This is a genomic window from Cytobacillus purgationiresistens, assembly GCF_030813235.1.
Classification (GTDB): Bacteria; Bacillota; Bacilli; order Bacillales; family Cytobacillaceae; genus Cytobacillus; species Cytobacillus purgationiresistens.
The window spans coordinates 41787-65620 of the sequence record NZ_JAUSUB010000027.1 but is presented as its reverse complement, the minus strand read 5'-3'; the positions used below and the strand labels follow the sequence as shown (position 1 = coordinate 65620).

At 35.6% G+C, this 23834-nt stretch carries 20 protein-coding genes and 2 pseudogenes; 19 read left to right on the top strand and 3 right to left on the bottom strand.

All coding sequences use genetic code 11. From position 1 onward, the window contains the following. Window positions 1-542: 542 nt before the first annotated feature. From J2S17_RS22435 to J2S17_RS22370, 14 genes and pseudogenes are all read left to right on the top strand, one after another. A complete protein-coding gene (locus tag J2S17_RS22435) occupies window positions 543-1181 on the top strand; it encodes a hypothetical protein (RefSeq protein ID WP_307478197.1) in 639 nt (212 codons plus the stop codon). Window positions 1182-1889: 708 nt separating this feature from the next. Continuing rightward, window positions 1890-2873, top strand: a complete 984-nt coding sequence (locus J2S17_RS22430) for a DNA cytosine methyltransferase (protein ID WP_307478195.1) — start codon at window positions 1890-1892, stop codon at window positions 2871-2873. A 122-nt stretch (window positions 2874-2995) separates the two neighbouring features. Beyond that, window positions 2996-3229, top strand: a complete 234-nt coding sequence (locus J2S17_RS22425; RefSeq protein WP_307478193.1) for a MerR family transcriptional regulator — start codon at window positions 2996-2998, stop codon at window positions 3227-3229. 458 nt (window positions 3230-3687) lie between these two features. Beyond that, on the top strand, window positions 3688-4320 hold the full coding sequence (locus J2S17_RS22420; RefSeq protein ID WP_307478191.1) for a TetR/AcrR family transcriptional regulator: 633 nt from the start codon (window positions 3688-3690) through the stop codon (window positions 4318-4320). 9 nt (window positions 4321-4329) lie between these two features. Continuing rightward, complete coding sequence (locus J2S17_RS22415) at window positions 4330-6645, top strand: ABC transporter permease (RefSeq protein WP_307478189.1); 2316 nt, start codon at window positions 4330-4332, stop codon at window positions 6643-6645. Window positions 6646-6648: 3 nt separating this feature from the next. Further along, window positions 6649-7407 (top strand): ABC transporter ATP-binding protein, encoded by a 759-nt coding sequence (locus tag J2S17_RS22410; protein ID WP_307478188.1) that lies wholly within the window; start codon window positions 6649-6651, stop codon window positions 7405-7407. Between the two features lie 235 nt (window positions 7408-7642). After that, window positions 7643-7912, top strand: a complete 270-nt coding sequence (locus tag J2S17_RS22405) for a hypothetical protein (protein WP_307478187.1) — start codon at window positions 7643-7645, stop codon at window positions 7910-7912. 502 nt (window positions 7913-8414) lie between these two features. Continuing rightward, a pseudogene (locus J2S17_RS22400) lies at window positions 8415-8777 on the top strand (ABC transporter ATP-binding protein); the annotation flags it as partial. A gap of 328 nt (window positions 8778-9105) precedes the next feature. Then, window positions 9106-9624 carry an ABC transporter permease gene (locus tag J2S17_RS22395; RefSeq protein ID WP_307478207.1) on the top strand — a complete coding sequence of 173 codons (519 nt, stop codon included), beginning with the start codon at window positions 9106-9108 and terminating at the stop codon, window positions 9622-9624. A 404-nt stretch (window positions 9625-10028) separates the two neighbouring features. Further along, window positions 10029-10217 carry an HU family DNA-binding protein gene (locus J2S17_RS22390; protein ID WP_307478186.1) on the top strand — a complete coding sequence of 63 codons (189 nt, stop codon included), beginning with the start codon at window positions 10029-10031 and terminating at the stop codon, window positions 10215-10217. A 25-nt stretch (window positions 10218-10242) separates the two neighbouring features. After that, window positions 10243-10983: a hypothetical protein gene (locus J2S17_RS22385; protein WP_307478184.1), complete on the top strand. Its 741-nt coding sequence runs from the start codon at window positions 10243-10245 to the stop codon at window positions 10981-10983. A gap of 528 nt (window positions 10984-11511) precedes the next feature. Then, on the top strand, window positions 11512-11823 hold the full coding sequence (locus tag J2S17_RS22380; protein WP_307478183.1) for a hypothetical protein: 312 nt from the start codon (window positions 11512-11514) through the stop codon (window positions 11821-11823). A 171-nt stretch (window positions 11824-11994) separates the two neighbouring features. Then, a complete protein-coding gene (locus J2S17_RS22375) occupies window positions 11995-14061 on the top strand; it encodes a DUF4179 domain-containing protein (RefSeq protein ID WP_307478182.1) in 2067 nt (688 codons plus the stop codon). Window positions 14062-15200: 1139 nt separating this feature from the next. Continuing rightward, window positions 15201-17417, top strand: coding sequence for an FIMAH domain-containing protein (locus tag J2S17_RS22370; protein ID WP_307478180.1), 2217 nt, complete (start codon window positions 15201-15203; stop codon window positions 17415-17417). Between the two features lie 71 nt (window positions 17418-17488). Here J2S17_RS22370 and sstT read toward each other — a convergent pair whose 3' ends face one another. Beyond that, window positions 17489-18709, bottom strand: a complete 1221-nt coding sequence (sstT, locus tag J2S17_RS22365) for a serine/threonine transporter SstT (protein WP_307478178.1) — start codon at window positions 18707-18709, stop codon at window positions 17489-17491. Between the two features lie 603 nt (window positions 18710-19312). Between sstT and J2S17_RS22360 the strand changes: the two are divergent. The 5 genes and pseudogenes from J2S17_RS22360 to J2S17_RS22340 all read left to right on the top strand — a co-directional run. Next, a pseudogene (locus tag J2S17_RS22360) lies at window positions 19313-19717 on the top strand (alanine:cation symporter family protein); the annotation flags it as partial. A gap of 457 nt (window positions 19718-20174) precedes the next feature. Further along, window positions 20175-20528 (top strand): VOC family protein, encoded by a 354-nt coding sequence (locus tag J2S17_RS22355; protein WP_307478205.1) that lies wholly within the window; start codon window positions 20175-20177, stop codon window positions 20526-20528. A gap of 205 nt (window positions 20529-20733) precedes the next feature. Next, window positions 20734-21159 carry a VOC family protein gene (locus J2S17_RS22350; RefSeq protein ID WP_307478177.1) on the top strand — a complete coding sequence of 142 codons (426 nt, stop codon included), beginning with the start codon at window positions 20734-20736 and terminating at the stop codon, window positions 21157-21159. A gap of 294 nt (window positions 21160-21453) precedes the next feature. Further along, window positions 21454-21753 (top strand): hypothetical protein, encoded by a 300-nt coding sequence (locus tag J2S17_RS22345; protein WP_307478175.1) that lies wholly within the window; start codon window positions 21454-21456, stop codon window positions 21751-21753. Window positions 21754-21863: 110 nt separating this feature from the next. Next, window positions 21864-22247, top strand: coding sequence for an SLAP domain-containing protein (locus J2S17_RS22340; RefSeq protein WP_307478173.1), 384 nt, complete (start codon window positions 21864-21866; stop codon window positions 22245-22247). 204 nt (window positions 22248-22451) lie between these two features. Here J2S17_RS22340 and J2S17_RS22335 read toward each other — a convergent pair whose 3' ends face one another. Together J2S17_RS22335 and J2S17_RS22330 are read right to left on the bottom strand one after the other, a co-directional pair. Continuing rightward, the gene (locus tag J2S17_RS22335) at window positions 22452-23000 is read right to left on the bottom strand and encodes a hypothetical protein (RefSeq protein ID WP_307478170.1); all 549 of its coding nucleotides are present in this window, start codon (window positions 22998-23000) and stop codon (window positions 22452-22454) included. 386 nt (window positions 23001-23386) lie between these two features. Continuing rightward, entirely contained in the window at window positions 23387-23833 is a 447-nt protein-coding gene (locus J2S17_RS22330; protein ID WP_307478168.1) for a DUF5085 family protein, read from the bottom strand. Between the last annotated feature and the right edge of the window lies 1 nt (window position 23834).

Below are 23834 nucleotides of genomic sequence, written 5' to 3'. Positions count from 1 at the left end.
CGTTCTCGCTTTATCATAGTTGGGGCTCCTCATCTGTTTTAGGTCAAGTGTACGTGACCTTAATATTTCTGTCCAGATAAGTGTAGACGCTCCAAGATTTCGTCTCCTCTTACTAACACAAAACCATTCTGCCCAATTTTGTATCGTTAGTAAGCTATGTTCCCATAGGAACCAGAATCCCAACCCAACCGTTGCTGCAAGAGGTCGTTTTTACCTCTTTAAGACTCCTCTCCCGTGAACAATAGCGGAAACTCACTTGACTAATGGAGAGTACGTTGATTTCATTGCAGTGGCTCAACTCACCTGACCTCTTATTTTTGCGTGACTTAAGGGCGATCCCACGATTATTCTTTTGGTAGTTTTTCCATGTCGAACTCTACTAAAACGACAGCTTTTTGGCAGAGGACGTCTCTCTGACCCGTGGGGATTTATGACTTTAGATGTATTGAAACCATTAGGAAATAAAAATGCAAGAATAAAAACACGCCTTTTCACCCTGATTTTCTCCTTTTTTATCCACAAATAAAAGAAAATAAAGTATTATGAAAGTAATGAAAACTAAGAAAAAGGCGGGATGGCACGTGGAAATTGAAATTGATGTGGATTTATTGGATGAGGGAGAAAAAGAAAAACTAAGGGCCTTGTTTAAAACTAACAATGAAGTAGAATTTAAGACCGCTTTACAAGGTATTGCATATTCAGCAATTACAGAATACAAAGAGATGTTGCTTGGTAAAGGGTTACCAACTAGAGCGGATGAAATTAAACAGCATCGTCTATATCATCTTATTAAGCATTATTTTAATGGACGGATTCCTAGCGAAGCTGAAGTATCATCTATGTTTCAGTTAACTGACTCAGAAAGTAAAGCCTTGATTAGGAATGTTAAAACTAAGTTTAGATATCAATTAGAAAAAGAAATATCATATACTTTGAGAAATGTTATTTCTTCCGCGGAATTTAATGAGAGTAAAAATGAGTATCATGTAGTAATACAATCTGATAATGTTTTAGAGGAGTTAAATAGATTAATCAGCACCTATGCCCCTCAATTAGATCCAATTACTAAAGTTAGGGGTAGCGCAAGGAAATTCCAGATATCAGAGGATTCGTATGCTTTGCTAGAAAACAAACTTAATGCTGAACAAGAGGTAGCCATTTCGGAGCCGATAGATGATTGAGGATTTAAATAAGTTAGTTGAAGGTTCATTTAATGCTATTAGTATTTTATTAGTTTTTTCCACAGGGTTATTTAGCATTAGCTATCCTCCAATTAACGATGTACTGAATAAAGACATAGATAGAGAGAAGCCTAAAGCATTAAAAAGACAAAGAGAAAACCTATATAATATCTTGTTTAGTAAATGTATACCGATTTTGATAATAAGTTTTATTATTGTATACATTTCTTTGCCATTAGGAATTAGAATTGCTTCTGAATCAACGTTAGACCTGATACATTTTGATTTTATAAGGACTGCTTATATGCTTATTTGGTTTCTGAATATAGGAATCTTTATTATTTCGGTCTATCTCTTATATCGATTAATAATTAAAATTAAGAACTGTAAATAATAAACTCACCAGACATCTCATGTATTGCGAGATAACTTCCACACATGTGGAGACTATAACGTTGCTATGTCGCCAAACTATGTAGAAATCCTTAGTTTCAAGGCGTTTTACAAGCATTCTTACTTTGAGACAAATGGTGAAAATGGCAGAAAAAAAAGTGATAAAAAATCACATTAATGTTTCAGTAGGAATTGACCTGGTGTGAGGAGACATGTGAAATTAAATATTCTAATCTTAAATTGATCCCATACTTTTAGACGTTCAAATAAACTGAACGTCTATTTTTTTGCTCATAAAATAATTTTGTTAGGATAGTGATCATATATGAAAACGCTTACTTTAGGAAACTTTTTGATGGAATTGGAGTCTTTCCTCTTGCAGCTTCTCGTTACGGGATTACACCAATATGGGCAAGTGAAGTAGAAAAAGCACCAATTAGTATAACGAAACATCATTTTCCCAACATGCTTCATATTGGCGATATTACGAAAATAAATGGTGGAAAAATACCGCCTGTTGATGTTATTACATTTGGTTCTCCTTGTCAGAACTTATCCAAAATCGGAAAACGAGAAGGCCTTGCGGGGGGGGGCCAATCCAATTTGTTTTATCAAGCATTACGAATCATTGAAGAAATGAGGTGTGCAACGAATGATGTATATCCAGTTATCGCTGTTTGGGAAAACGTCATGGGAGCTTTTTCATCAAATAACCGGATGGATTTTAAAGCCGTCCTGAAATCTTTCACTAACACCAAAATTCCAATGCCTGCTTCTGGAGTCTGGGCAAACGTCGGAATGGTTCGAGGGAATAACATTGATGTGTGTTGGCGATTGTTGGATGCCCAGTATTGGGGAAGGCCCACTCTCGCTCAAAGAAGAAGACGTATCTTCCTCGTGGCAGATTTTAGAGGAGACCGTGCCAGAGAAATATTATTTAAAGCCCGCAATCTGCAATCGTTTCCTGCGACTTGCGGAAAAGACAGGCTGTCCTCCCCCAGCACCAGTGGAAGATCTTCTGAAAAAACAAGGAGGAACATACCCATCGTCCGTCCCTTTCAAGAAAGACGTATGCGAAGTGCCGCAAAAGATAAAAACGAAACAGGATTCATTGGAAGTTTCGGAAAGACAGGTGACCCTTTTCCAACTTTGTTAGCGGGATCTGTAAATATCTTTTCGTTTTGGTATGAGGGAAAAGAAAAAGAAGGTTTTATTCGACAACTTACGCCATTGGAATGTGAACGTCTCATGGGATTGCCAGAAGCGTCAATCACTATATCTCTGCTCTTTATAATTTAAATTTCTTTCCTAATATATACGGGTGAGAAAATGAGGACAATTATTTCCCTTCTAACTAAATTGCTTTTTTAAAAATTGACTTTAACGCAGCGTTATACTCTACCCTTGTAATAGGGGGGTGAATGACACTGTTTACAACAGGAAAAGTTTATAAAATGACGGGATTAACTGAACGCTCTATACGATACTATGCTAATTTAGATTTATTGAAGGCAAAAAGGAATGACAAAGGTCAACTGGTTTTATCAAAGTCAGACTTAGAAAGCATTGTTCAAATTCTTGCTGCAAAAATGACGGGTTATAAGCTAAAAGATTTAATAGAACAGCAACCTTCATTATCCCTAATTAAAAAATGACATGAACCAAATGATTACTGATCTAGAAAATGTATTATTATATTTAGACTTAGAGGTCTCTGAGGAAAACCTTATAAAAAATATTAAGTTGCTTCAAAGTTACAACACTAGATATTAGCGAAAGAGATGATTGAAATAACCTTATTCTCATGAAAATTTAGCGAAGAATAAATTCATCATTTTGTACACATGAACATAGTCCAGATTATGACACTGCTAAATTATATGCTGAATTTATTTTAATAATTTTATACAGTTTTCACTTTCTAGTGCTCAATTCCTTGGTATATTGATATAAAGAATCCATTTACTTTATATGTACTCTATTAAGTAGACTTTTTTGTGTTTACTTAATAGAGTACATTTTCAAATTGTACATTTAACGTTTTTTGATTATAATCTATATTATACTATTTAATCGACAGACAGACGGTCAAATAATTGAAGGAGTGGTATTGATGAGGAAGTCAAAGGAAGCACAGGAAAGAAGAAATGAAATATTAGATGTGGCAGAAGCTTTATTTAATGAGCAAGGATATGACGGAACAAGTACCCATGATATCTTGAAAAAAATTGGAATTGCGAGAGGTACGCTTTATTATCATTTTGAAAGTAAGGAAGCAATTATGGACGGAATTATCGATCGCTATAATAAAAAGGTAATTGAAGGGGCGCAAGCCATTGCAGAGAAAAAAGAAGTATCTGTTATTGAACGATTACTTTTGTCGATTACTTCATTAAATGTCAGTGGAGCTGTTTCTGAAGAATTAATGACACATATTCATAAACCACAAAATGCCCTTATGCACCAAAAGATTCAGAGGGTGTTATTTAAAGAAATCACACCGATTTTTACAATCATCATTCAAAATGGAATAGAGGAAAATCTATTTCATACAGACTACCCTTTCGAAACTGTAGAGATGCTACTGGTGTATGCTTCTACTATTTTTGATGACGGAACCATTGAACTAACAAGAGAGGAACAATCGCGACGCATGATCGCTTTTGCTTATAACGCAGAAAGGCTGCTCGGAACAGAGCAAGGGGTGATTAGTCAGCAGTTGATGAAAACTTTAGCACAAGAATAGAGGAAAAAAATGTATTATCGAATGATACGCAACGATCTGTTAAGAAATAAATTAATTAGTATAACAATGATGTTATTCATCACTGCTATGACGACACTTGTCAGCTTAGTAGCTATTCTAACGATCAATCTTATTGGCTCCATTGACACATTAACCAAACAAGCAGAGGTGCCAGACTTCTTACAAATGCATAATGGGGATATCGATACGGAACGATTACAAAGCTTTGCGGCAGCACATGAGAATGTAAAAGATTTTCAGGTGCTCGATTTTTTAAATATTACAGGAGCCAAAATTCAATTAGGTGAAAATAGTTTGATGGATAATATTCAGGACAACGGCTTCTCCACTCAAAGCCCGAAATTTGATTATCTATTAGACTTGGATGGTCAGCCGATTCAGCCAACTGAAGGAGAGCTATATGTACCTATTGGTTATATGAAAGAAGGAATTGCTCAGATTGGTGATGAAGCTAAAATTGCCGGGAAAGCGTTTCAAATTGTCGGCTTCCTAAGAGACGCACAGATGAATTCTCCGCTAGCTTCCTCCAAACGTTTTTTAGTACATGAAAAGGACTATCAGGAATTGGTATCAGAAGGAACCCTTGAATATTTAATCGAATTTCAGCTGAAAGCTCTATCTAAAACCAATGAATTTGAAACAGCTTATGCAGATGCAGGCTTAGAGGCAAATGGGCCGACGTTAACTAGTGGTTTATTCAAGATAATTAACGGATTATCTGATGGTATTATGATTGCCATGATCCTACTAGTGGGCTTTTTAATTGTCATTATTGCCTTTATGTGCATTCGTTTTACCTTATTAACAAAAATAGAAGAAGATTATCGAGAGATTGGAACCATGAAAGCAATTGGTTTACCGCTAACTGATATCAAAAAAATCTATGTAGCCAAATATGCTTTGCTTGCTTTAGTAGGTTGCTTAATCGGCTTACTGCTATCGTTTACTTTCAGTGGACCTTTATTAGAAAATATTCGACTGTATATGGGTGAAAGTGACTATGCTAGCTGGAGTATCTTACTTGCCATTTTTGGAAGCATGGTTGTTTTCCTACTGGTGATTGGTTATATTCATTTCTTGTTGAGACGTTTTAGAAAAATATCTGCCGCTTCAGCAATTCGTACAGGTAGTCCAGAGGAAAAAAACGCTCGTAAAAATTATTTTTTCCTCAGTAAAAATAGGGTGCTGCCTACCAATGTATTTATCGGAATAAAAGATGTACTGTCCCGAAAGAAGCTGTATGCAACCATGCTGATTGTGTTGCTGCTTTCTTGTTTTATTATGGTCGTTCCTTGGAATACTTATCAGACTGTCTCTTCTCCAACCTTCACGAAATATCTTGGCTTTGGAGATATGGATTTGATGGTCAGTATGTATCAATCCGATGAACACGTAGACAACGAACAACAAGTTGTAAACTATTTAAATGAGAGCGAGTCTATTGAACAGTTTGTCCAAATTACCTCAAAATCTTTTAAAGCAAAAAAAGAGGATGGTTCAGAAGAAAAAATAGTCATTGAGCTTGGTGACCATAATGCGTTTCCTATTGAATACCATGCAGGGAAAGCACCAGAACAACCGAACGAAATCGCATTATCTTCTATGAATGCTACTGAATTTGAAAAACAAGTTGGTGATACGATAGAAATCATTAGTGATAATGGCACGGAGACCTTTGTTGTATCTGGAATTTACTCCAATATTTTAAATGGGGGAAAGACAGCTAAAGCAATTTCCTCTGATGAATCGGCTCCAACGATGAGGCTAAACTATTATATTAAGCTAAATGATACTAGTCAAATAGCTGGTACCGCCAAAGAAATGTCCGAGGCTCTGCCTTTTGTGAAAGTAACAGATGCCGACAATCATAAGCAGCAAGTATTTGGAGCGACGATTGCTTCCATTAAAACAGCAGCGAATGTTTCTTTGATTGTCGCTTTATTTATTACGGGATTAGTAAGCCTTTTATTTATGAAATTACTAGTTGCAAAGGATCGACCGGCGATTGCGATGTTAAAAGCGATTGGTTTTACCAATCAAGACCTTTCTAAGCAATATACAACTCGTGGAATGTTTATTCTAATCATTGGTGTTGCCGGAGGAAGCATATTGGCTAATACCTTTGGAGAATCAATCGCAGGAATGGTTATGGCCTCTTTTGGTATAGAGGCACTTACCTTTGTCAGTCACCCTATCATTTACTTGGGTTTTCCAGTACTAATGTTATTGGTTACTTTACTGGCAACGAAAATAGGCACGAGCCAAGCTGGAAAAATTGCAATTGCAGAAAATATAAAGGAGTAAATGATGAAAAAAGTAATTAATGCGCAACACATTCATAAAACGTTCGCTGCTGAAAAAGAAAAAGTCATGGTCTTAAAGGGTGTATCCACCACCATTTATAAAGGAGAGTTTGTCTCCGTTATGGGGCCTTCAGGATCAGGCAAATCAACGTTACTTTACACTTTGAGCGGCATGGATACAATCGATAGCGGCGAGATAACCTTCAACGATCAAAGCCTTACAGTATGTGGAGAAACAGAACTTTCCGATATTCGCCGCCAACAAATGGGTTTTGTCTTTCAACAGCCTACTTTTTTAAAAAATCTAGCGATTATTGATAATATCGTACTTCCAGCATTGCGGGATAATCGAAAAAAAGGAAAAGAGTTAGCAAATAAAGCAAAGCAACTTTTAGAGAGAACTGGGATTGGTGATCTGGCCTACCGAATGACAAATCAAGTATCTGGCGGGCAGCTGCAAAGGGCCGGGATTTGTCGGGCTTTGATCAATGAACCGAAAATGATTTTTGCGGATGAACCAACGGGAGCTTTAAATTCAAAATCTGCGGAAGAAATTATGAAAAATTTTCTCCAAATTAATCAAGAAGGAACAACGATACTCTTGGTGACGCATGATGCGAAAGTTGCTGCCCAAAGTGAACGGGTACTATTTATGAAGGACGGACAAATTGTTGATGAACTGCATTTAGGTAAGCTGTCTAATCCATTTTTAGAGAATCGAACAGAAAAAGTAACAAGGAAAATGCTAAAGGTAGAAATGTAGCCTATTTTACTGAATAAGAGTTTAAGAACTAGGAGAGGTGGCTTTAAGTAAAGGCGTTTAAATATATTATTTTTATAATGATTCCTTTGAGTATTATCGTCTTTTATCTGTGGCGGTTTGCTTCACGTAAACATGAAATTCCTTGCCTCAACAATATTTCTATCTTCATTTAAAATGAAATTTTTGGCAACAATAATTTTATGCTGCTCAACTAATATATTATTTCGATGATTATATGGTAATGGTACCAGCGAGATTAAAAAAATCGTTAGTTAGAACAAGTGATGACAAGTTCATTACAAACATTCAGCCTGTCCATTTACAAGAAATTAGAATTTGGACGGATGTTGTGAGAGAAGCTAGAAATGCAATACATTTTGGAGCTAAGTTAAATACAGACAATAACTATGAAAAAACAGGTATGATTTTACTCGCTTCCATAAGCCATTTTAAAACAATTTATTATCTGAAAAAAATGCTCGATGAAAATTTATACACCTCGTAATGTTTATCACCATTTCTAGAGGTTTACAGGAAGCAACAAACTATTATTCAGCAATCGGTCACGATTCTGGTACAAGAGGATAACATGTAAAAATCATAAATAAGAACAATTCTTAAGTTATAAAGTTAAATAATAAATGGATATACAAACATGAAAACTCACCACTTGTTCAAGTAGACAAGCAGTGAGTTTTTCATTTTTTAAGCCAAATAAATCATCGAATGGAAAAGATGATGAAATTAACAATACTTACTATTCCCAACTTATTCAAAATCAGTTTTTTTTTCTTTGAAAACTAAATAAGTTAACTCCAAGTCTTTTATCACCTCTGCCTTCTTTTCTTATTAAGTATATTCTAATAGCTAATTTCAAATAATTTCTCACACAATACAAATTCGAGATGTCTTGACTATATCATTAGAGTGAGTTATTCTTTTTATAGACCGACAGTCAGTCTATAAAAAGTTTTAAAATGAAATATTAGACAATGAAGGAGAATTGTATGGAAACGATTATTGAATTTAAAGATGTTACAAAAACATATCAAATGGGAGAAGTAACAGTGGAAGCACTTAAGAAAACGAATATGACCATAGATAAGGGAGAACTTGTTGTTATATTAGGGGCCAGTGGTGCGGGAAAAACAACTGTACTAAACCTATTAGGTGGTATGGATTATGCTTCTTCTGGGGAAATCATCGTAGATAAATCAAATATAACAAAGTTTAACGACAAAAAACTAACAGATTATCGAAGAATAAAAATCGGTTTTGTATTCCAATTCTATAATCTAATTGCTAATCTTAATGCCCTAGAAAATACCGAATTTGCTGCAGGTGTCTGTGATAATCCACTTGATTCAAGATAAAGTGGAAACAGATGATGAATTTTCATCATCACTATATGCTTTATCTGCTGCTAATAACTCCATTCAATTATTTGATAGTGATAAGCAAGAAATTGAACTGCCAAACGATGGGGTTGTCGTTCCTTATAAATTGGCTCAGGATCATGATATTAATGAAGGAGACACGATTTCGATAAAAATAGATTCCGAGCTTTATGACGAAAAAAGAATTGATGTGAATGTAACAGCCATCAGTGAACTTTATGTTTCACAAGACTTTTATACTTCCTACGAATATTTACAGGAGTTTGAAATTGATCCATTTGTTAATGGTTACTATTTAACAATGGGAGATCAAACCGTTTCAGATGATTTAATAACTGATTTAGAGAGCACAGAAAATATTCAATCTGTTGCTGTTAAATCACAATTGAGAGAAGAAATGGACTCACTTTATGAAACAACGAAAACGACAGTATATATTATGATTATTTTGTCAGCATGTCTTGCCTTAGCGGTTATTTTTAACATAAGCTCCATTAATATTTTTGAACGAAAAAGGGATATGGCGACATTAAAAGTCCTTGGATACCATAAAGGTGAGATTAGAAGTCTAGTCAATACGGAGAATTTTTTCATTACAACATTTGGTTGTTTCATTGGCGTTATTTTTGGAGCTATATTATTTAAGTTTGTATTGGCCTCAGCAGAAAGCGAGGAAATGTACATTCCTTATAATGTTTCCTTTAGTATGATTTTACTTTCTATTGTATTAACATATTTATTCACCATTCTAGCAAACCTTATGTTGCAGAGGAAAATAAATAAAATTGATATGGTGGAATCTTTAAAAAGTGTTGAATAATACATTCTGTGTAGATATGTACTATCTACACAGAACAATAAACATTAAAAAGTTCTTAATAGGTTAACTAGACGGTAATGGAGACCCTAATTGATATATATTTTCAAGATAAATAAATGACTTTACAATAGGCCAATAAAACTGGGTTCTCAAGAAATAAGTAAGTCGGACTCCATGTTCCCTCCAACATCTTTTTCACTAAGCTTAACTAAGGGCCAGACTTCTAATAAATTTACATGCAATTTTGAAGTGGAATATCTTGACTATATCTTTATCTTGGGTTATCGTCTTTATAGACCGACAGTCAGTCTATGCGATTGAAAGATAATTATATAAGTTATAAAGCGCGCAGAAATGAACTATTAGATGTACCTGAAAAACGGATTATTAAAGGAGAGGTATAAATGAATAATGAAGAATTAATTAAAAAGGTATCAGAAAACTCTGGTGTTAACGTCGATGATTGCGAAAGGGTACTGAATGCGTTGGAAGATGTACTAGATAATGAGTTATCAAATTCCAAAAGCGTAGCTGGAGCATTTGATAAGATTTATAAACTAATGACTTACTTTAACAAAAAGGGAAGGGTGTAAAGGGTTTTATACAACCTAAAAACCGTTGTTTAATAAGGCAATATGGCAAAGTGTTACTAGTACAAAGCAAGGGAAAAAACACTGTCCAGATAGTAAAGGAATACCGGAGGAAGTGATTGAAAATACATTTTTAGAAAGTTATCGTATTATGTGTAATAATAATCAAGATGTCTTAGAAGAGTTTTTGCAAAGAATGGAAGAAAATTTAAGTCCAGATGTTATGTATAATGAAGTTTCTAAAGTAGAAAAAGAGATTGAAAGGCTAGAAATGAGAAAAAAGAAGTTGATTGATCTGAGATTAGAGGATAATTTAGATAGAAATACGTATGAAGAGAAATACAACGAAATCATACAAAAATTGGATGAAAAAGAGCAAAGGAAATCCTATTTAAGAGAAAATATTCAAGAAGAAAAGGGTATTAAAAAACGTCTATCAGGTTTTAGAAAGTTATTAGAACAGGATAAAGGTTTAGACACTTTTGATCGGCATGTTTTTGAAAGTTTAATAGAAAAAGTGATAGTTGGCGGTGTAGACAAAGATGGAAATAGCAGACCTTATGATATAACATTTATTTATAAAATAGGTTCTAGTCATTCATTAGACGGAAGTAATTTTAAACCCCCAAGAAAAAATGCAAAAAATAAAAAAAAAGAATTTTCTAATGAATTGTGTTCCCATACTCGAAACGAGGTTAACGAATTGTGTTCTAATAATAAGGTCGACATATGTGGAGTGTGTGGCGCATTTGATTTTGGAACTGTCTAACTAAAATAAACTTTTCTGATCCAGACTCGGTTTTTGTTAAAATAAATATCACGGCTATATGGTTATATCCAATATTATCCCGGATTCTTTTCAATAGGAATCCGGGATTTTTTTCTATTCAAAAATCCATTCAAGAAATAACACAATCCTTTATTTATACTGTATTTTTCATCCTAACTTAATATAATAATTTTCTAAATTTCTAAATAAATATTTCTGGTTAAGAATATCAACTTGGGTTTTTCCAAAGGAAGTAGGTCGTGATTACTCCTACTTCCTTGGATAGTATTAAATTCATTGAGAGTTAACTTATTTACAATTAATTTATTCAAAACTTAATTTATATAGTTCATGTCCTTTAATTACATAGGATAATAGTATCGCTATAGATTCCATCTATTCTAACCATTGGTTTTAAATGGTAAAATATAAAATAACACTTTTGTTAAATTGATGTAAATAAATAGTTATTTAGATATAGAAGGTGGAATTACATAAAGAAAAGCTGGTGTAAAGGTTGTTATATTTGTGATCAAATTTATTGCAGTTGTGTTTGGTTTAGTAGGTCTTTTATTAACTATCAACCTGTTATTTTCTTTCTTATACATACTTAGCAAGTCAGCAGGAAAAGGGCTATATCGTTGGATTGTATATGATACGGAATTTTTAATGATTTTAGCTTCTCCATTTTTTGGTTTAACGGAGCTTGTAGCAAGTCACGTTTATAAACGTTTTAATTGGTTTAATTCCAGATTATTACTCGTTTTGTATGCTTTTGTATTAATGGTATTAACTATAATTATCTTTTTGATATGCGACCATTTTTTAGGAATGATGTAACATCTTTTAAGTAAGAGAGAGGATAGGATTAATGAAATATATACGTACTTCAGAAAGAAGGGAGTTGTATTTGTATGCTTTGAATTTTTTGCAGTTACTTTGGTCTTGAGTACAACAATCTGTTTGAAGGTTTTATCAATTTGTTATTGAATAAAGGGGGGGAACACATTTATGATTCCAGCAAAAATAGATACCATTACAATTGCAACCATAAGAGAAAAAGGTGTGGAATCTATCTTCGATTGGTTCGATCAGTATAAACAATCGTTTTATAAAATAGGTTGGTCCTATCTTAGGAATCAGCAGCAAATGGAAGAGCTTTTTTATCGGTCCATTATAAAAGTCCACAAGGAGTTACCTCAATTTAAAAGAGAAACATCATTCGAAATGTGGGTTACATCCATTTTCATACATATCTGCCGGGAGCTTTCTGATAATAGAAGATTACAAGCTTCAGAGGAAAGTGAACCACGTCAGGATTTATTTAAAGCACTTGATCAGTTGAAACAGGATGAGAAAGAAGCAGTGGTGCTTACATACATAAAAGGAATTTCTCATGAAGAGACAGCCCACCTTCTGCAAGTTTCAGTGGAAAAGATTAAAGAGCATTTGTTTGCTGGAATCGAGTCAATTAGGAAAGGGATGGGGTACGGGTCGCACTTTAATGGCTGTAAAGAATATCATAAGAATTACCTCGATTACTTAGAAAGAACCATGGACCGGTCGAGAAAGATTGATTTTGAGGTACATATTTATCATTGTCAAGACTGTCAGGAGGATTTGGCAACCTTTCAGGATGTCATGTTAACCATGTTAAAGCTTACTGAAGAGGATTTCCATGTGCCAGCTGGCTTCATGGAGAACGTCAAAGATCGGCTGGCAGAAAAGGAAAAGCACAGACAACTGAAGAACAAGAAACGTAAAAGAATGGGATTCGTTTCTGCTAGTGTTTTCGCATTAGTAATGGGGATAGGCTTTTTTACAGGGGCGTTTAGCAACCTCTACTATACATGGACAGAAGAAGATCAGCAATTACGTGCCTTTTTGCAACAGGAACTGGGTAAAAGGCTGAACCTAGATGCGGAAAGCGATGGGGTGAAAATCAAGATCAAGGGCGCGATTGCGGATGATACTCAGACGCTTGTTTTTTATGAAATAGAAGATACAAATGAAGACAATCAATATGTGATAGATTATCATGAGGGGGTTGTTGTGGGGAACGAACATGAAATCATGAGTCGTGAAACCTATCCAAGTTACATTCCTCCTGACCTTGAATCGGTTGTAAATAACAAGGAAAAGAACGTGTATCATGGGAAGATTAGTCTGCTGCCACTCACAACAGATAAAGGGACAATCGAACTCAATATTACAAAACTTCAGAAATTAATTCGTGATTCCTCTAATCAGAATGATTTTAGGTCTTATGAGAATCTGGAATTTCAAACAGGGGAGTGGAGCTTCGAGATCCCAGTAACAAAAAAGCCCTCCATCGAATATGCATTGGATAAAGAAACAGAAATCGAGGGGATCCCGGTTCGATTTGACAAACTAACGATTGCTCCAACAGCGACGGTTCTGCAATTTTCTATTAATCATGAACAGACAGAGAAGCGGATAGACGTTCTTAATTTTGACAATCTACAAGTGAATAATAAAGAAATGAAAGCAGATCTGTATGGCAGCTCTTATATGAATTCACAACCAGACATGAATTGGACTGCCTTTCAAACACAGTATGACCCTCTTTTTGGAGAAAAACCAAAAGAGGTTAACATTCAATTCGAATCAGTTTATTTAACGGTTGAAGACAAAAAAAACATCGAACTGGATGCTAATGAGGAATATCCTCAAACATTTGAATATGCAGGCAGTACAATCTCCATCGACAAGTTTGAAGTTGGACAACCTACCAATATTGTCATCAGTAATCATGAAATTGAGAATCGGGCATATGAGTCACTACACTTCGATGTTTTGGGTGAGAATGAAAATGATCTTGGTTCAATTTCAATGGAGATGAATAATGCTGAGGGTGTACTTGTTGATAAAAACGGGGTAGTATACGATATGAATGAATTCCCTTACTCATATGAAGAAATCGAGCAGCCCCGCCATTTCTCTACAGTTCAAAGCATTCGAATACACGGTAACAAAGTGATTCCTAAAAGTTTATATATATTTGGATATACTACAACGAAATATTTGGAGGATGGCGTAAAGATTTCGTTGGAATAACATGAACGATATGAGTACCTGAATTAATAATCGAATTTGAAAATATGGAGGTACGAAAAACTAGTTTAAGGTAAACACTACTACATCTATATTAATCTACCATCACCACCCAAGCCATGTGGAGTGTGTAGCACAGCTCATTTTAAAATAAGGCAATTTGCCCTCGAGTATGGGGGCGCTGTCTTTTTTTGTTTCTTGAAAAGTGTTTACAAAATTGTATTGAATATAAAGCTTACCGTCTTCGGTACATGTGACTTTATTGACTAAAGAATGTAATGCCTGTGGAGTTAGTTCTTTAATCTGAATCAAATCTTTTCTACTAAAAAAATCCTACAATTTCTTCGGAACTACTCTGTTGAACGGCACCACCTCTATAAAATGTTTAATAACTATACGAAAAAAAACCAAAAGGGTTTCGTCTTTAATAGAGGTTTTATTCTTGAATAATTGAAAACAGGATGGGATGGGTCACTAATCATCTGAAAAAAGTTGAAGAGAAGTCTTTAATAGATAGAAAGTGTTTCTTCCAGATATAATTACTCCTCTGAAAAGAGTGCGTTGCCTTTTTATATGCAGAAATGCTTCTAGTAAAATGTTGTTTGTATGACCGCGAACTTAGTGTTATGCAAAAACAGATTCTCAGTCATTATACTCATTTTATTTGACTCTCTCCTTATTTTCCCTCCAAATTAGTACTTACAAAATGTATAAAAATGTAAAAATATCCATATATATGACCTTTTCCTTATTTTTAAAAAGTTTCTCTTTTTATCAAATAATTTAGAATTTTTGTGTTATTTTTAAAAAAGGGGGTGAAATCTATCATATTCTCTTCTAGCCCCTTCGAGATATAAATAGGAAGGAGGTTTAGTCTAGTTAATTATTTTGATTAATAGGTTCATAGTCATTATTTTTAGTTCGTTATCTGTTCCCGAAGCTCAGAAAGAAATGGGAGCACACTTTATGTTTTGTATGTATATCCTAAATATCCTCTCCAGTCCCTTATGAATGAATATCGGCAGTCAATCTACTTGCGATGAAGGTTAAAGCGATTTACATAATAAAACGCGATTTTCTTCTTTACACACCTAACGAATCTACAAGAATTAAAAAAAGCACTATTAAAAGGGGGATGCTCTATGAAAATATTCAAAAAGCTGACTGGCGTAGTACTTGGCTCTCTTATTCTATTTTCTTCAGCCACGGCCTTTGCTCAGCAGCCAGGTTTAGCTGATTTCCCAGAACCAATTGATAAAGAATCATGGGTTCTGCCGCGTGATCAAACATGGGATGACTTTAATGAGCTTCCAGGAACGAGCTGGGGGGATGTGGAGGTGGAACCGGAAAGGAGATTGCGAGGCGCATTGGTTCTTGTTGATTTCCCAGACCTGCCGTTTCAAGTACTGAATGATCCTGGAACAGATCCGGTTGGCAATCCGCAAATTGGCAATGTCCCTGAAGAGGAACTCGTAGATTTTTGGTTGGACTATTTGAATACACCACAAGAACTTAATAACTACCGTACGATTAGCGATTTCTGGAGAGAAAATTCATATGGGAAATGGGGTGTGGAGCTTGATGGATACGGTGTGTACCATATGGATCACAATGAATTCCAATATGGCATGAATGAGTTCAATCAGCAGTCATTCATTCCTGAAGGGTTCAGTCCGAAAAGCTTGCGGCCTGAGGCGGTTGCCAAGGCGCAGCCAGATTTGAATGCCTCCGGAGAAGATTATGACTTCATCTTCATCTTGCATTCCGGCTATGCTGAAACGGGTGTATGGCAAGAGTTTGGTGAAATGATGTTTATGAATCCTGAGTCCATCCCTGCTGAATTTGGACCGCCGGCTAAATATGGCATGGATAAGAATTGGGCGATCACCCGTTATGTGCCATGGACATCATGGTTTGCGGCAAAATCTATCTGGTCCAGTGCGAGCGGCAGCACTTCCATTCAGGGGTCAAGCAACGGAATGGCTACGTATGCCCATGAATTTGGACATTTAATGGGCCTTCGCGACAACTACAATAACCCGCAAGCAAATCCGCCGCTTCGGACATTCGCGGGTTCATGGGAATTAATGAGCAGCGGCAGTTTCAACGGTCCTGGCGGAAGCCATACGCGCTGGCTGATTCCAGCCACTCAAGGCGGATCGGTGCCGCCTCATCATATGCTGCGAAATAAAATTAAGCAAGGCTTCTTAGAAGAGGATCAGTATATTAACGTGAATCGCGATGATCTTGAAGAATCTGGGCCGATATTCGCTGATATCCTAACACGCGCCGTCCCAACTGGAGAAGCATTTGGCCGTGAGGGGCTGTATGGCATCAATATTGAAATGGTGGATCATACACCAATCAATTATATCGACGATGACTGGCGCGCGGATATGCATCGCGGTGAAAGATGGTATAACAACTATACGCTGGAGGTCGTCGACCGAGTAGGCTATGACTCCTTTACCCACGACGACGGCGTACTGCTGGCAAAAACGAGAAACACGGAGGAAGCGCCGAATATCTGGGTTATTGATTCCCACCCAGAAGATATTGATGTGGTCGACTTTACTCGACCGGATGGAACAAAAGTGAACAGTTCCAAGGGGTCATTAGAACAATTGGTTGATGCCACATTTAAAGCAGGAACTGCAGACGGAATCGTCAATGAATATATCGATGAGCATAATCGTATTCACTTCTATATCCTTGACAAGATTGTTGCTGAGGACGGAGCACTTTCCTATCGTGTGGCAGTCCGTCACTTAGATGGCGCTGGCCCGTATGAACGGGGTGTTTCTGTAGACACTGGTTCAATCGAGCATGCTGTTCCAGGGAAAATAGGAAAATACAGCTTTAGTGTGACCAACACAGGTGAAGAAACAGATATCTTCCGTCTGGATGCTTCCACCCAAGCTGGATGGGATGTAAGGCTGTTAAACAACCTAGTTGAAGTAGCTGCTGGGGAAACGGTGGATGTACCTGTTTACGTGGAAATACCTGAAGGAGAACAAACGATTACCAATGTTGCCTTCACAGCAACGTCAGAAACGGACTCTGAACAAACAGCAGCGACAAATTATACTTTACTCAATGATGTAAACGCAGCAGGTCTAAAAGCGCTAGTGGCACATTTTAATGCAGAGGAAGAATTTGCTGGCAGCAGCGTTGTCAATGCTTTAGACAAACACTTAACGGCAGTGGCCCTTTTTGAAAAGCAAGGAGAAAAGGAAAAAGTGAAGAAGCATCTGGATGGGTTTAAAGTGTTGCTTAGCAAATACCAAGCAGATAAAATGATTTCTGAGCGAGCTGCTAATACATTGATGTATTATACAGATTTTATGCTAGATAAATAGAAGACGTAATTGCAAATAAAAACCCCCTTACTTAACTGTAAGGGGGTAATCTTTTTTTACAAAATAAAAATTTAAGCTGCCTTACTTACTTGACGCTCTTTAGCCATTTCAGCAGCTGCTGTAAACAATACGTCAGTAGAAGAATTTAGGGCAGTTTCACAAGAGTCCTGCAGCACGCCGATAATGAAGCCGATAGCTACGACCTGCATGGCAATTTCATTAGGAATACCCAATAAGCCGCAAGCGAGTGGAATAAGCAAGAGAGACCCACCGGCAACACCTGAAGCACCTGCAGCAGAGATAGCAGCGATAACCATCAGAATAACCGCCGTCCAAATATCCACGTTAATGCCAAGCGTATTTGCAGTTGCAAGGGTTAAGACAGAAATCGTCACAGCGGCACCTGCCATATTAATAGTAGCTCCTAATGGAATAGAAACGGAATAAGTATCTTCATCTAATCCTAACTTTTTGCATAATGATAAATTCACAGGAATATTCGCGGCTGAGCTGCGTGTAAAGAACGCAGTGATACCACTTTCCCTTAACACTTTAAACACAAGCGGATATGGATTTTGGCGCGTATAGATGAAAACGATAAGAGGATTCATCACCAGCGCGACAAAGAACATGCAGCCAAGCAGCAGAACAAGCAGCTGTCCATATTCTAATAATGAAGAAAGCCCGCTTGTAGCAATCGCATCAAAAACGAGACCCATGATTCCTAATGGAGCTAAATCAATGACCCATTTTACGATCTTAGTAATGGCATCCGAAAAATTGGCAATCATTGTTTTAGTTGAATCAGCAGCCTTTTTAAGCACCAATCCAAGAAGGATGGCCCACGTCAAAATTCCAATATAATTCGCATTCATCAATGCATTGACAGGATTGTCCACGATATTAAACAGCAATGTTTCAAGCACTTCTAAAATTCCGCCCGGAGGTGCAATGTCCTCTGTACCTGTTGTAAGCGAAAGATTAATAGGAAAAATAAAACTCGCTATTACCCCAACCGCCCCGGCTAACAAAGTACCTAATCCATAAAGGATAAGAATCGACTTCATATTTGTCTGCTTGCCGCTTTTATGACTGGAAATGGCATGCATCACCAAGAATAAAACGAGAATCGGCGCCACAGCTTTCAAAGCCCCTACAAATAAAGTTCCAAAAATCGAAACCCAACTCGCTGCCCCAGGAATGGTAACAGCTAGCAGAATACCGACAATGATACCAATAAGAATTCGTTTAACTAGACTAATTTGATTCCACTTAAGCAAGATGTTTTTCATGATATTCCTCCGAAGTTGGTAGTAAGGTATTTTAGTATAATATACAAATGTATTGTACAGACGGACAATATTATGAAAATAAGTGTAACATGAATAGGGAAATAACGGAATAGGAAATTATTTCGAAATATTCAATTAGAGTGTAATGGTTTTTTTAGAATAGAATAATAGGGTTATTAAAAGTTGTTTTAAGGTATGGAAAATTATTAAATCAGTGAATTCTCTTAAAAAAGCATATTATTCTAGAATCATACATAAACAGTTGTTTAATTGTAAAAATCGTTCTTTTGCTTAAAAAATAAAAGAAATATAGTCATGATTATCAATAATTGCCGAACCGAACTCTTAAAATCTTATTTTGGAAACAATGATAAGCAGTAAGAGGATACAATCTCTGTATGGAATGCTATCTCATACTCAGCGGTGTATTCCAAGAATGAAAATGTAGCGTTTGCTTTTCCTACTAATAATGAAAAATTCCTATTTATTTCTAAAGCGTCTAGAAAAAATGCCATGTCTCGTGAAACAACTAATTACGGTAAAAGCGGGAGATATGGATGTTTAAATTTATACAATGAGGCTTTGGAGGGGGTGTGAAATGGATTTGTTTCGATTGCTCTGTTCTTCTTCGCATTTACAACTCTTATGGCTTATTACTATATATCTGAAACCACATTGATGTTTTTAAATAGAAAGTTGAAATTTAAATGGATGAATTCTGTGTGGAAAGTATTGTTCTTAGTAATGGTCTATATTGGCAGTGTCGAGTCAGCGTCTCTATTATGGACACTAGGTGATTTGGGAATAGGCAGTATGGCTTGGCTAAACCTCGTAGCCATCCTATTATTAACTAAGCCTGCACTGAAAGTATTGAAGGATTACGATACACTGAAAAAAGCAGGAATCGATCCTATTTTTGATCCAGTTAAATTGGGGATAAAGGGAGCGGATTTTTGGGAGGAGAAGATAAAGGGAAATAAAAATATTAATAAGAAATCTGTAGGGTAGATTTGAAAAAGAGGTGATCTCTTTATATTGGAGAGCACCGTTTATACATTCTCTAATAACAACCTTTATGCTTTGGTTGGTGCTTCATCAAGATTTATGGCATGTTTTTTTGGCTACAGCTGTAATGGAATAAAATACTGCTTTGAAGGGACATTATTAAAATTGTTTTTTATTAACGCAGGATAACATATCGTAAATTTTACAATAATAGGCGCAATCTTGGTTGTGAAGATAAGAAGAATTTGATTTATCATGGGGAAATTATTTGTCATCAATTGGGCACAATTCTAGAATAGATTGTGCTCCTTCTTTTTGTGAAGGTACGGAAAATGGAAAAGAGGGGTTTCTTATAAGTTGTCGAAATAGTAGTTCAAGGTTCCTTTATTCAACTTAGGTCTACTCTTTACCAAGTAATCCGTTTTTCTGTTAGAAAATAAATAGCGAGGTGAATCTGATGATTATCAAAGGTTTTGGAGGCATTTTCTGGAGAACCAGAAACATTGATGTATTGAAAAATTGGTATAAAGAAGTGTTGAAAATCGAAATGGAAGACTGGAATGGAACGGTTATTACGCCTCATACAGACAATGCAACAATTTTTTCATTCTTTACAGAAAGTGACGGCTATTTTCCGATCGATCAGCAGGTGATGTTGAACTTTCAAGTTGAAAATATAGAGGACAGCATAAAGCATCTCGAACAAATGGATGTACCTCTTGTTAAGGAACAAGAGAATAGTGAATTTGGAAAGTTCATTTGGATTGAAGATCCAGCAGGAAGAAGGATAGAGCTCTGGGAAAAACAGGTGTAATATCCAGTTTGATTACTATTTGAACGTGACAGTCATGAAATAGATAGAATTGAAATTATTTATTGACGAACGTGTGTTCTGTATTATAAAATATAATTATGGGTAATAATGGGATGGTGGCTCCTGCCACTGACAAGGTCAAGCAGGATATTTCGTGATTACTCCATTTTGTATAAAAAAAATATAACCAAGGAGCTGTTTTATTATGACATTGCGATTGTCCCCTTATTTAATGATGAACGGAAATGCAAAGGAAGCGATTCAATTTTACGAGGAAGCATTGGGTGGTACTGTTCTTTTTAAACAAACGTTTGGAGAAATGCCAGAAAATCCAGAATTTCCTTTACCAGAAGAAGCAAAGGAACTTGTATCACACGCGATGATAAAGATTGGTGAAACGGACCTTATGTTTTCAGATAATTTTCCAGGTCAAACAAGTCAAATTGGAAATCATGTTACAATCTGTATTTCAACTAGCGAAATTGAAGAGGCAAAACAGATATTTGAATCCTTGCAGGTAGACGGACAAGTAAAAATGCCGCTTCAGGAAACTTTCTTTAGCCCTGCTTATGGGAGTGTAAAAGACAAGTTCGGTGTAACCTTTCAAATTAGTACTGAGAGTCAACAATAAATTATAATCCTTTATCGTAATAGTTTTGAAAGCCGAACTTTTCTGAGAAAAGAAAAATCGGCTTTTTGCTTTGACATAAAGGTTTATTGAAAACAATAATTAAAAAATGAATATTGTTCTCGTTATACGAAAGAAGTGGTTAAAGATCATCTACCTTGTTACTACAGAAAATTACTATTGTAATTTAATCCTATTTAAGAAATAGAATAAATCCCACTATAGAATTCCCCCATCCACACATGTTACCTTAAAAACAAGAGACTGCTTGTACGATAATGAAGAGGGGGACCGTGTATGAATATCAATGAGTTCGAAAAGGCTTTTTCGGATACGATTTTAGAACGTGGTCGGAATTATTTTGAAGAGGGTCGTATTATTCGTTTGAATGAAGTGGTCAAGAATGAATTTACTTTAGAAGTTGAGGGCAGCTCTACCACCCAGCCGTCCAATAACCTAAACAGTATAAAGACGAAGTGCTTAAATCTATTGAACTACAGGTTAGAAAAGCTGCAATTTAATAAATGGCTGGACAATTTCAATAGAACCTTCTATTCGCAAATCAGAGAGCAAATATCGTCTATTCAACAAGCTTAAATAAGTTATGGAAATATATTAAGTGTGGATGGAGAAGGCAAATAGAATTTTGTATGAAGGGATTTTAAAGCGTGGGAAAGATCGATAATAAAAAATAAGGAGGTATAGAGATGCAAAAGCTTACTTTCCATGATAAATGGGATAAGAGTATATCACCAAAAGATCGCAAGCGCATTGAAGAAGGATTCAGGGAGGCGAATATTTCTGAAAATAGTCAATTCGAATTTACGTCACTATGGGAAGCAAGGAATTATAAAGGGGAACTGTTAGTGACAGTGCTCGTCCATAATTTATCAAAGCAGCCTGCTGCGTTTGATCATATAAAAATTCGTTATACCGAAGAAGAGCATGAAAAAGTAGCTGAGCATACTTTTTCAATTGAATCATTGGATATTGAGCCAAGGACAACAATGCCTTGGACATTTATTTTTCCTTTTGATAGTTTGGAAAGGGAACCCGTCTTTTTGAATGGAAGATTGAATATTGTCTTATAGTTAAAGGCTGGAGAAAATTATATCTTTGCGTTATGTAATAGTAGGGCAGCAAGCACCTGCGGCCAGTTCAGGGATATAATCCTTTGATCATTTTTGATAATTGAGTTTCTAAATTCCTTTGCTAAAAGGTGCCATTCATCAGTTTTACATCTTGAAGCTGTACTGATTACGTTACAAAAGGGCTCTTTTTATCTTCACTTTTTCTTACTCCTTGCTTTTTTTTTGCTTTGCAGTGTTACTAGCTTTTACTTGTTGGTCGTTTTTTTTGGCCATAAGCCTTTCTCTTGGCGTTTCTTTTAAAGGTCCCTTAGGTTTCTTTAAATTATAAGACTCAAATCTATATTTGCAATAAGTGACCAATTGGAATTCTGGTAATGCGAAGGCAATTGCAAATTGAATTAAAACAGTAAAGAAAAGCATTTTATATAAAGTTGCAGATTGTGCCAATGTATTTGAAGATTCTCCTAATGTTCTCGCGATTGCTCCACCCATCATGGTTGCACCAAATATGATAGGAAGACTAACATAGGATTTAGATTGAGAGAAACCATACAAACCAGTTCCTTCTTCTCTAAAAGCACCTTTTTTTACCCGTTTTATTGCTCTAATTGTAGAAAGTGCCAAATAGATTAGTCCACCGATGAGCAAGATAATAGAAATTGATAGCAGATAGTTTGGAAAGTAATCTGCAACAGTATATACAAAAAATACACTGTAAAAATCCAAGGAAACTTTAAAAGCAATGATACTCAAGAAAACAGATTGTATTTTTTGATATTGATAGGCGTTTTTTCAAAAGTAAAAAACAAGGAAATAAAAAATTGAATAGCTAATGCGGATATATAAAGTTTAGTAAAAAGAAACCAATATGGATTATTTTGATATTCAGTATTATAAACAGATAATGCAACCATAAGAGTAGCAATTCCACTTATAAAAGTTGTGCTCCAAAAAAAGACGAAAATGGCAGTGGGATGCAAACGATCCCATATTTGATTCTATTTGGTAAAAATCCTCTTCCTTACAATCCTTAAACATATAACCTCCTGAAGACATTATTTATCATATTAAAAAAGCAGGATATATCCTCTAAATGAGCATGTATCCTGCTGATTGATTAATTAACTCATGAGATAGTATTATTCTATTTTTGATACTCCTACTTTGATGAATACGTATTGCAAGGTTTCATCCCCAGAAATAACATGATAGAAGGGGGTCACTTGATTTAATTGATGTTGATTCATGTAGTCTAACAGCATGTGGTAGGCAATTTCTGTTGTTTTTTCAATCTGGTTATAAATACAGATTGAAATCATCTCTTCTACTGCGTAATAGCTATGTAGGTATAGGTCATTATTTTGGATTATATGGTCTTGCACTATAGGCATAAAAAACTCAGCATTTACCATCTCATCCATTGGTACATTGTTGATAGAATAGAATAATGGCCCTTTTATGTTTATATTTTTTTGTACAACTTCTGCTAGAAATTCCTTTATGATGGCATCAATATTTTTATAGTGAAATCGATATTTTTTTGATACAACATTCGTATAGCGGATTGAATCGTTTGGGTTGATCATC